Origin of the sequence: Sphingopyxis sp. (assembly GCF_035250425.1) — a bacterium.
Lineage (GTDB): Bacteria > Pseudomonadota > Alphaproteobacteria > Sphingomonadales > Sphingomonadaceae > Sphingopyxis.
The window spans coordinates 1-10,626 of the sequence record NZ_DATFFD010000152.1; the positions used below are offsets into that span (position 1 = coordinate 1).

At 66.9% G+C, this 10,626-nt stretch carries 8 protein-coding genes; 3 read left to right on the plus strand and 5 right to left on the minus strand.

Features of this window, described 5'->3' with window-relative positions; translation table 11 throughout:
• Window positions 1–195: 195 nt before the first annotated feature.
• The 5 genes from VJ811_RS08610 to VJ811_RS08630 are packed head-to-tail and all read right to left on the minus strand — an operon-like array spanning window position 196 to window position 6,370.
• Window positions 196–2,070: a sialate O-acetylesterase gene (locus VJ811_RS08610; RefSeq protein WP_324071858.1), complete on the minus strand. Its 1,875-nt coding sequence runs from the start codon at window positions 2,068–2,070 to the stop codon at window positions 196–198.
• A 38-nt stretch (window positions 2,071–2,108) separates the two neighbouring features.
• Entirely contained in the window at window positions 2,109–2,984 is an 876-nt protein-coding gene (locus VJ811_RS08615) for an SMP-30/gluconolactonase/LRE family protein (RefSeq protein WP_324071859.1), read from the minus strand.
• On the minus strand, window positions 2,984–3,769 hold the full coding sequence (locus VJ811_RS08620; protein WP_414711925.1) for an SDR family NAD(P)-dependent oxidoreductase: 786 nt from the start codon (window positions 3,767–3,769) through the stop codon (window positions 2,984–2,986). The genes VJ811_RS08615 and VJ811_RS08620 overlap by 1 nt, the downstream gene beginning before the upstream one ends.
• 5 nt (window positions 3,770–3,774) lie before the next feature.
• Window positions 3,775–5,214, minus strand: coding sequence for an aldehyde dehydrogenase family protein (locus VJ811_RS08625; RefSeq protein ID WP_324071861.1), 1,440 nt, complete (start codon window positions 5,212–5,214; stop codon window positions 3,775–3,777).
• Between the two features lie 16 nt (window positions 5,215–5,230).
• Window positions 5,231–6,370, minus strand: coding sequence for a fumarylacetoacetate hydrolase family protein (locus VJ811_RS08630; RefSeq protein WP_324071862.1), 1,140 nt, complete (start codon window positions 6,368–6,370; stop codon window positions 5,231–5,233).
• A gap of 139 nt (window positions 6,371–6,509) precedes the next feature.
• Here VJ811_RS08630 and VJ811_RS08635 point away from each other — a divergent pair, with 139 nt between their 5' ends.
• From VJ811_RS08635 to VJ811_RS08645, 3 genes are all read left to right on the plus strand, one after another.
• Window positions 6,510–8,204: a glycoside hydrolase family 43 protein gene (locus VJ811_RS08635; RefSeq protein WP_324071863.1), complete on the plus strand. Its 1,695-nt coding sequence runs from the start codon at window positions 6,510–6,512 to the stop codon at window positions 8,202–8,204.
• Complete coding sequence (locus VJ811_RS08640) at window positions 8,201–9,703, plus strand: tryptophan halogenase family protein (RefSeq protein WP_324071864.1); 1,503 nt, start codon at window positions 8,201–8,203, stop codon at window positions 9,701–9,703. Before VJ811_RS08635 ends, VJ811_RS08640 begins: the two co-directional genes overlap by 4 nt.
• On the plus strand, window positions 9,700–10,626 hold a 927-nt coding region (locus VJ811_RS08645), incomplete at its 3' end, for a tryptophan 7-halogenase (RefSeq protein WP_324071865.1). The genes VJ811_RS08640 and VJ811_RS08645, both read left to right, overlap by 4 nt.

Genomic DNA, 10,626 nt, shown 5'->3' on the forward strand with positions numbered 1-10,626 from the left:
TCAACCTGTTCGACGGCGCAAATCTGCCGGTCAGCAGCTTCGAGATCCCGATCCGTTAGGGTCTGTTTCAGTTACACTGAAACAGTTCGGCGCCGGCCCGCTCCCCCTCCCGGCCTCCCCAACGATAGTAACCTAGGGAGGCCGGGAGGGGGAGCGGGCCGGCGCCGAACTGTTTCAGTTACACTGAAACAGACCCTAACGGATCGGGATCTCGAAGCTGCTGACCGGCAGATTGGCGCCGTCGAACAGGTTGACGACCGGGGTGTCGGCCCAGGCATAACGGACGCGCGTTGCGGGCTGGCCATCGTCGGCGATCTCGACCGCGGCGCCCTTCGCGATAGCCGACGCAAAGCGGCAGCTATCCGCCGCGTCGCCGCATAGCTCGAATCCGACCGCCTGCGCGCTGCTCCAGCTCGCCAAGGCACCGGTCACACCGTCGAAGCGCACGACGATCGCGCCGCCTTGCCGCGCCGCGCCCGCTACATGCGGGGACGGCTTGCGCTCGGCCGCGCGCGCGAGGCGGTGGCCGAGTTCGATCTTGTTCGCGGGGTGGATGTCGAGCCGCTCGCCAAGGTCGAGCGCAGGGACGAGCGTCATCGCGGGGTCGGCATCGGCAGCGCGGCGCTGTTCATCGCGGAGCATCGCCCAGCCGCTTTCGGATGGCTTGGTCACCGGATCGCCAAAATTGGCGAGGCCGACGACGAGCAGCGGCAGATCCCTGGCGCCGAACTGGCCCCGCCATCCCTCGATCAGCGCCGCCAGCCGCGCGTCATATCCGGGCATCCCGACATCGGCCTCGCCCTGATACCAGGCGATACCGTCGAGACGGATCGGGCCGAGCGGCGCGACCATCGCATTGTGGATGAGCCCCAGTCCGGCGATCTGGTCCCACGGCGGGCGCGGCGCGCCACCGGCCTGCGTTGTCGCGATGGCGTAGGACCAGCCATCGCCGATCGGGATTTCGCTGCCATCGGCAAAGCTCAGCTTGAGCGCATCGGCCGGCCCCTGGAAGCCGCCATTGCCCCAGCTGTCGCCGACCAGCATGACGATCTCGTTCGCCCCGGCGCGCCAGTGACTGGCGGGAACGGCATAGCGCCGCGCATCGGACCAGCTGAAGGTGTTGGCGACGACCTTGCCATTGACGAAAGTCTCATCGCTGTCGTCGATTACGCCGAGCGAGAGCGTCGCGCCCTGCGCGGCCTGCGCGGCGGTCAACGTGACGCTGCGCCGCGCCCAGACATAGCCGTTGAACCCCTTGAAATTGGTCCCCTTCCATTCGTCCCAATAGGATATCGAGGGAAAGGGCGTCCATTTCAGGCGGCCGGGCTTGTTCCACGGTTCATCGCCCGGCGCATCGCCGCTCAATTTTCGCCACCAGTCGGCCCAGCGAGGGAAAAATGCCTCGTTCGCGGCGAGTGGATCGCGCGTGAAGAGCGCCAGCAGATCGGCCTCGCCCTGGCCGTAGATCGTCCGTGTCGCGGCGGGGGTGAGCCAGGCGCGGATCTGCGTGCCGCCCCATGTCGCGTCGATCGCACCGATCGCGACCCCGCGCGCCGCGCGCAGGTCGCGCGCCATATAATAGCAAGCCGCGGAAAAATCGGGGACGCTGCCGGCCGATGCGGGCAACCAGGACGGTTGGCCGGAAAAATTTCTTTGCGGCGTCGTCGCGGTCGCCTTGTCGACGGTAAACAGCCGCAGGCCGGGGTCGGCAAAAGCCGCCGCCTGATTGTCGAAATCGAGCGCGCGGCGCACGGGCAATTCCATGTTCGACTGGCCCGAACAGAGCCAGACATCGCCGATCACCACATCCTTCGCCGCCGCAACCACACGGCCGTCGGCGCCGAAGACCGTCAGCTCATAAGGACCGCCAGCGGGAAGTGCGGCAAAGCTGGCCTGCCAATATCCGTCACCGCCCGCTGTTGCCGTCGCATTCTTGCCGGCCAGCCGAACGGTCAGTTTTTCAACGGGCGCCGCGGTGCCGCTGACCAGGATCGGCTGGCCGCGCTGGATGACGGCATGGTCGGTGAACGTCGGGGCGAGCGCGACCTGCGCGAGGGTAGGCCCGGCCACCCCAAGCGCCACCAGCAATGTCAACGCGCTCCGCACAATCATCGCGCGCGCACCGTTGTCAGCGGATGACCGCCCACCTCTGGCCGAAACGCAAACAGCGCGCCCGCGAGCGGCTGCGCCGCGCGCTCTTCGGCCGACATTTCCTGATGCGCCGACGTCGCATAAAGCGTCGCGAGATCGGGGCCGCCAAAGGCGAGCTTGGTGATGTTCGCGGTCGGGAAATCGACCTTCGCGATTTCCTCCCCTGCGGCGTTGAAACAGCGCGCCGCCCAGCCCGCGTAACAGCCGACCCAGACATTGCCCGCCGCGTCGGTGATCGATCCGTCGGGATGCCCCATATCACCGCCGAAGGCCACGAACGGCCGCAGCGCGCCCGGTAGCCCATCCGCCCCGATCGTCGCAGCCCAGATTTTCCCAGCGAGCGTGTCGGTGAAATAGATCGTCCCGCCATCGGGCGCGATGGCGGGGCCGTTGGTGATCGCGATCTTGCTTGGCCCCGCTTGTTCGATCTGCCCCCCCGCCAGCCGATAGAAGCTGCCGGTTTCGGCGGCGCAAGCGTTATCCATCGACCCGAACCACACCGCACCCGACCGGTCGGTGCACGCGTCGTTGAGGCGGTTGCCCGGCAGATCGGACTCGATCGCGAGCCACGCCGCAAATTCTCCGGTGGCCGGATCAAACCAATGGAGCCCGCCCTGCAAGCCACAGAGCAGCCGCCCGTCATTCGCCGGCAACGCCCAGCCAATCTCGCCCGGCGCATCCCACTCATCAAGCGCCGGCGATGCTGGATCGAAGCGGAAGAGCTTGCTCTGTTTGATGTCGACGAACCACAGGCATTGCCGCGCCGCGTCCCAAGCCGGCCCCTCGCCAAGCGACGTCGATGGAAAAGCAACCGGTTCGGGCGTCATCGTCATCAGCGCCAACCCGCGTCGACCCAATAGTCATGGCCAGTGCACATGCGCGCATCGTCCGACGCAAGGAACAGCGCCATCGCGGCAATATCGACCGGCTGGACCCGGCTTTTGAGGCACTGCGCGGCGATAATCTCGGCCTCGCCTTCAGGCGTGTACCATTTGGCCTGGCGCGCGGTTTCGACATTGCCGGGAATGATGGTGTTAACGCGGATATTATCGCCGCCCAATTCGCGCGCCATCGACCGCGTCATCCCCTCGATCGCGGCTTTTGCCGTCTGGTAAAGCACCAGGTCGGGCAGCGCGAGGTGCCAGCTGATCGACCCGAAATTGACGATCGATCCGCCGCCCGCCGCCTTCATGCCCGGAATGACCGCCTGAGCGGCGAAAAACAAATGCCGCAGATTGACCGCGATCCGCTCGTCCCAATAGGCCGGTGTGACGTCGCCGATCGCATGGCGGTCATCGTTCGCCGCGTTGTTGAGCAGAATGTCGAAGCTGCCGAGTTCGCCGGCGAGCATCGCAATATTGCGGCCAAGACTGTCGAGATCGGTGAGATCGCACAATGCAAAGCGCGGTGGTATTGCGCCGTCGGCCGACAGGCGCCGCACCAACGCTTCGCCTGCATCGCCCTGCCTATCGAGGAAGGCCACTTGCGCGCCTTGCGCGGCAAAGCCGCCGACCAACGCCTCGCCGATGCCGCTCGCGCCGCCGGTTACCAGCACGCGCTTGCCGACAAGGCTGGGATATTTCGCCGTAGCTTTTTGATCTTGTGTCGTTCGAGTCAGCACGCTCAATCCCCCGTGTAGACCGTTTTGATCTGCGTATAGAACTCGACCGCCGCAAATCCCTGCTCGCGCGCACCATAGCTGGATTTTCGTGTCCCGCCGAACGGCACATGATAATCGACCCCGGCGGTCGGCAGATTGACCATCACCATGCCGGCGCGGACATATTTGCGGAAATGGCGCGCATGTTTCTGGCTGTTGGTGACGATCCCCGACGACAAACCGAATTCGCCGGCATTGGCCAGTTCGAGCGCCGCATCATAATCCTTCACCCGCACCGTCGACACGACGGGGCCGAACACTTCCTCATTGTTAATCCGCATGGCGGGATTGGTGTCGGCGATCAGCGTCGGCGCCATATAATAGCCGGGCGTATCCGTCTTCGCTGCATCGCCCCCGGTGACGCAGCGCCCGCCCTCGTCGACCGCGATCTTCGCGTAGCGTAGATTCTGCTCGAACTGCGCCTCGCTCGCTGCGGGACCGACCTGCGTTTCGGGATCGAGCGCCGCTCCGACGCGCAGCCCCTTGGCCTTTTCGGCCAGTGCGGCGACAAAATGGTCGTGGATGGCGTCCTCGACGATCACGCGCGACGAGGCGGTGCAGCGCTGGCCGGTCTGGAAAAAGCCGCCATCGAGCGCGATCGCCACCGCCTTGTCGAGATCGGCGTCGGCAAGGACGACAAGCGGGTTCTTGCCGCCCATCTCCAGCTGCACCCGCGCCTGCCGCATCATCGCCGCCATGCCGACCTTGGCGCCGACGCCCTGCGAGCCGGTAAAGGAGATCGCGTCGACGCCGGGATGGCCGGCGATCGCGGCGCCGACCTGGCCTTGCCCGAGCACCATGTTGAAAACCCCCGGCGGCGCACCGCATTCCATGATGATGTCGGCAAGGGCGCTGGCGATCGCGGGGGTGACGTTGGCGGGCTTGATCACGACGGTGTTGCCGAACGCGAGCGCGGGCGCCGATTTCCATGCGGGAATGGCGATCGGAAAATTCCACGGGGTGATCAGCCCGTAAACGCCGACCGCCTCGCGATAGGTCGCGACGTCGAGGCCGGGACGCGTCGATTCGAGCGTCTGGCCGTGGCGGCGCAGCGCCTCGCCGCCGAAATAGCGGAAGATGCGTGCCGCGCGCATCACCTCGCCCACGCCCTCGGCGCGGGTCTTGCCCTCTTCGCGCGCGAGCAATTCGCCAAGCTCGGCCGCGCGCGCCATGATCGTCGCCGCGACCTTGTCGAGCAGGTCGGCGCGCACTTCGGGCGAGGCATTGGCCCAGCCCGGCTGCGCTGCCCGCGCGGCAGCAACCGCAGCGTCGACCGCACCCGCATCGCCGGCCGGGAACAGCGCCACCACCTCGTCGGTGTTCGACGGGTTCAGGCTTTCCAGCGCTGCGCTATCGGCGCCGACGCGCTCGCCGTTGATCAAATGCCCGAGTTTCAAAGTCATTGTTTGGATGAATCCTTCAGATGCGATCGATGAGCCCACGGCTCGCAAGATTGCGGAAAAGTTCGGCGATGCCCATCGTCCAGGGCGGTGCATCGCGCGATGTGGTGACGACATTCTCGAGCGTTCCCAGCCGCGCGGCGGAGATCGTCACCCGATCGCCCACCTTGTGGGTGAACCCGCCGCCCGGCACGTCGCGGTCTTGCGTCGGCGCGAACAGCGTGCCGAGATAGAGCGCGTAACCGTCGGGGTAATGATGCTCGCTGCGCGCCTGCGCCGCGAGATCGAGCGGGTCGCGGCTGATCTGCCCCATATGGTTCTTGCCCGTCAGCGCATAGCCGTCGGTCCCCTCGATGCGCAGGTCGACCTCCGCATTCCGTACATCGTCGATGGTAAAACTGTCGTCGAACAGGCGGATGAACGGCCCCAGCGCCGCCGATGCATTATTGTCCTTCGCCTTGCCGAGCAGCAGCGCCGAGCGGCCTTCGAAATCACGCAGATTGACGTCGTTGCCGAGCGTCGCGCCGACGGCCTCGCCCGTGCTGTCGATGATCAGTGCGATCTCGGGTTCGGGATTGTTCCAGCTCGAATCGGATCGCACGCCGATCGGGGCGCCAGTGCCGACGGACGACAGCACTGCCGATTTGGTGAAGACCTCGGCATCGGGGCCGATCGCGACTTCCAGATATTGCGACCACATGCCCTCGGCGATCAGCGCCGCCTTGAGTGCCGCCGCCTCGGCCGAACCTGGGACGACCGAGCGGATACCCTGTCCGACATGCTGCTCCAGCCCGGCGCGGATGCTCGCCGCCTGCGACGCATCGCCGCGGGCGCGTTCCTCGATCACGCGTTCGATCGCCGAGACCGCGAAGGTCACCCCCGCCGCCTTGATGCATTGCAGGTCGATCGGGCTGAGCAACGTCGCGCCATCCGGTAGCATCGGGTCGTCGGCATCGAGCACGGCAACCATATTTCCATGTTCGGGAAGCCATTGCCTCCGCGCGATGGCCGCCGAAACCGTTGCGGCGCTCGGCGTCAGGTCAATCAGCGCACCGCAATCGATCAGAACGGGAGTCGGCCCCGCACCGAAATCGACTCGCCCGAGCAGACGAGCGGAGCGCCAATCTGACGGCAAAACGGGGTTCAACGCAAAACCCATTGACCTGAAACCTCCCAATAGCCATTGTCGTGATAGCGCTACCATCACGCTCTAGGGGGTCGTGTCAAGGTTGGCGATCAGAAAATCATTCGCCGGACGGGACAAGCTCCCGGCCGGACGAATGGGCGGGAGATACGAGTTGCGGGGTTGGCACTATATTGTCTGGGCGGGATGGAGTCTGGCGGCATCACCAGCCGCAGCGCAATCCGCCGCGCCGCCCGTCGCAACCTTCGACCATGTCGCCTATTCGGGCACGCCCGACGCCGAATCACTGGCCGCCGGACCCGCCGAATTCGCCAATCCGGTGCTGCCCGGCTTCCAGCCCGACCCGTCGATCGTCCGCGTCGGGGATGACTATTATCTCGTCAATTCGACCTTCAGCTGGTTTCCCGGCCTACCGGTCTATCACAGCCGCGACCTCGTCCACTGGCGCCAGATCGGCAACGCGATCGACCGCCCGAACCAGCTGACGATCGGCAAGATCGGCGTCACGCGCGGGCTGTTCGCGCCGGCACTCAGCCATCACGGCGGACGCTTCTATATCGTCAACACCTGTATCGAATGCGGCGGCAATTTCATTATCACCGCCGACAATGCGGCGGGGCCATGGTCCGACCCGCACTGGCTGGATTTCGGCGGCATCGATCCGTCGTTGTTCGTCGATGACGATGGCCGCGCGTGGATTGCCTATAATGATGCACCGCCCCGACCGCCCGAATATGACGGCCACCGCGCGCTGTGGCTCCAGCAAATCGATCTTGCAGCGATGAAGATGGCGCCGACGCGCACCCTGCTCGTCGACAAGGGCGTGCGCGCCGCCGGCAAGCCGGTCTGGGCCGAAGGACCGCATATCTACAAGGTAGGGCAATATTATTATCTGACCGCGGCCGAAGGCGGCACCGCCGACCAGCATAGCCAGACCATCTACCGTGCCGACCGGGTCACCGGTCCCTATCGTTCAGGCCCGAACAACCCGATCCTGACCCAGCGCGACCTGCCCGACGGTCGTCCATGGCCGGTGCAGGCGACGGGCCACGCCGATTTCGTCCAGATCGCCGACGGCAGCTGGTGGGCGGTGTTTCTCGCAACGCGGCCCTATGCGGGGCAACAGACCAATTTGGGGCGCGAGACATTTCTATTGCCGGTGCAATGGACGGACGGTTGGCCGCTGATATTGCCGTCCGCGACGGCGATCGCACCGACCGGCAAGCGCCCGCCCTTACCCGCGTTCGAAGGCGACACGCTCGACCAGTGGCGCGACGATTTCGATGCCCCCCGCCTGGCGCTCGACTGGATGATGCTGCGCACGCCCCACGATCGCGCCTGGTGGAGCCTGTCGAACGGCAAGGGGACGTTGCAACTGACCGCGCGTCCGGTCGCAGCCGGGTCGCTCGGCCAGCCGAGCTTTGTCGGCAAACGGCTGCGCCACCACGATGCCGTCTTCGAAACCCGCGTCGCATTTGCGCCCGCCGCGATCGGCGACCGCGCCGGGCTGCTCGCCCTCACCGATGAGAATCATTTTCTCTTCTTCGGCCGCGAGCGGCTGGCGGGCGGCGACGCGATTGTGCTGCGCCGCCGCGGCACCGCGACCGAGCCCGCCGACGGGGTGGTGGTCAACCAGATCGCGTTCGGCGACCGGTCTCCGATGGCGATCGATTTGCAGATCCGCCTGAACCGCGACAAGGCCGTCGTGCGTTGGCGCCCGGCGGTGGCGGGGACTTGGCAGACGTTGACGGCCGATGCCGATGCCTCGGTGCTCGCGACCGTCGGCGCCGGACTGTTCACGGGCGCGGTCATCGGCCCCCATGCCGCACGCGCGGAGGCCCGGCCTTGACGGCATCCGAGCCCGTTCGCGTCGTTATCCTGGGCGGTGGCACCGCTGGGTGGATGACCGCCGCTGCACTCGCCAAGCTATTGCCCGGACAGGCCGACATCCATCTCGTCGAATCCGAAGAAATCGGCATTGTCGGGGTTGGCGAGGCGACGCTGCCGCATCTGCGCGAATTCATCCGCCGTCTCGGGCTGGACGAGATGGAATTCATGCGCAGGACGCGTGCGACCTTCAAACTGGGGATCGATTTCGTCGATTTTGGCGCGATCGGCGAGCGTTATATCCATCCGTTCGGCGCCTATGGCACCGATATCGCCGGGGTCGGCTTTCATCATTATTGGCTGCGCATGAAGGCCGCGGAGCACGTCCCCCCGATCGGCGACTTTTCGCTACCCATCGTCGCGGCGCGCGCCGGACGTTTTGCGCCGATCCCCGACGCCGGCGATTTCCTCGATAGCAGCTACAGCTACGCCTATCAGTTCGATGCGACCCGAATGGCGCCGATGCTGCGCGCTTTCGCCGAGGCGCATGGCGTGCGGCGCAGCGAAGGCAAGGTCGTCGGCGTCGATCGCGACGGCGAAAGCGGCGACGTCGCGGCGCTGAACACCGACCGCGGCGAAACGATCACGGGCGATCTGTTCGTCGATTGCTCGGGCTTTCGCGCGCTGTTGATTGGCGAGACCCTGGACTCGCCGTGGGAGGACTGGTCCGAATGGTTGCCGTGCGACCGCGCCGCCGCGCTCCCCTGCACCGCCCCCGGCGGACCGATCGAACCCTACACGCGCGCGACCGCGATGCCGGCTGGCTGGCGCTGGCGCATCCCGCTCCAGCACCGCGTCGGCAACGGCTATGTCTATTCGAGCGCACACTTGTCCGACGACGAGGCGGCGGAGGCGATCCTCGCCGCGGTGGAGGGCGAGTCGCTCGCCGAGCCGCGCATGCTGCGTTTCCGGGCTGGGCGCCGCAAGCGCAGCTGGTCGCACAACGTCGTCGCGGTCGGCCTCGCCTCGGGCTTCCTCGAGCCGCTCGAATCGACCAGCATCTATCTCGTCCAGGCGGCGATCCTTCAGCTGATCGAGCTGTTCCCGATCGGTGAAATCGAGAACGCCGATCGCGACGAGTTCAACCGGCTGATCGACTATGAATATGACCGGATCCGCGACTTCCTCATCCTCCATTACCACGCCAGCACGCGCGACGATTCGACGTTCTGGGACCAGGTCCGCCACATGCCGATCCCCGACAGCCTGGCCGACAAGATCGCATTGTTCCGCCGCGCCGGGCGCATCGAGCGCTACAGCCACGGGCTGTTCTTCGAGCCGAGCTGGATCGCCGTGATGATCGGGCAGGGGGTGATTCCCGAGGGCCGCGACCAGCGCGCCGACGCCGTCGACCCGCGCGAGCTGAGTGCCGCGCTCGATCGGCTGCGCGGCCAGATCGCCAGCGAGGTCCGGCGCCTGCCCGGCCATCGCGAGGCCCTTGCGCGGTTGGAGCGGCGATGAGCGACCGCGCGATCCGCAGCGTCGCGATCCTCGGCGGCGGGATCACCGGGCTGTCCGCCGCGCTCGCTTTTGCGCGCGCGCTTCCGCAGCTTGCGGTCACGCTCGTCGAGACCCCGCCCGATCCGGCCGCGCTCGCCGACCGGCTGCCGGGGAGCACGACCGCGATCCACCGCTGCCATGCGAACCTGGGCATCGAGGAGCAGGCGCTGGTCCGCGCGGGCGTCGCGGTGCCGCGGCTCGGGCTGCGCTTCGACGATTGGCCCGCGGGCGGCGAGAGCTGGTACCATGTCCATGGCGATCACGGCCCGACCGGCGGCGCGATCGCGTTCCACCAGCTCTGGGCGCGGGCCCGGCGCGAAGGACGCGCCGAGGCCTGGCATCTCTATGCCGCCGCGGGCGTCCTCGCCGAGGCGGGCAGGTTCGTGCATCCGCAGGGCAAGCCCGGCACGCCGTTCGCGACTTTCGACTATGCACTGCGCCTCGAGCCCGAGCGCTACCGCCAGATATTGGCGGCGCTGGTCGGTCGGCTGCGGGTGACGCGGCTGCCGGGCATATTCGGCGGAATCGAGCGGCGTGAGGACGGCAGCGTGTCGGTGCTGCTGCTCGCCGACGGGGGCCGGATCGAGGCCGATCTCTATCTCGATGCCTCGGGCCCGTCGGCGCCGCTCGCTCAGGCGATGGGCGGCGGCTTCGAGGACTGGAGCGACTGCCTGCCCTGCGACCGGGTCGCGTTCGCCGAGGCGCCTTCCGGCGCGCTCGGTCCGAACGATCGCGTAGCGGGGACGGCGCGGGGCTGGCACTTCGCGTCGGCGCTTCCCGGCAAGACGCTTCTTGGCGAGATCTGGTCGGCCGGCCAAGGCTCCGACGAGGGCGGGATCGCGATCCGTCCCGGCCGCCGCACGGCTCCCTGGGTCGGCAATGTC

Excerpts from the sequence above, each read along its gene's own strand:
- VJ811_RS08615 (WP_324071859.1), bottom strand. The coding sequence starts at position 2,984 with ATGACGATGACGCCCGAACCGGTTGCTTTTCCATCGACGTCGCTTGGC.
- VJ811_RS08625 (WP_324071861.1), bottom strand. The coding sequence starts at position 5,214 with ATGACTTTGAAACTCGGGCATTTGATCAACGGCGAGCGCGTCGGCGCC.
- VJ811_RS08630 (WP_324071862.1), bottom strand. The coding sequence starts at position 6,370 with ATGGGTTTTGCGTTGAACCCCGTTTTGCCGTCAGATTGGCGCTCCGCT.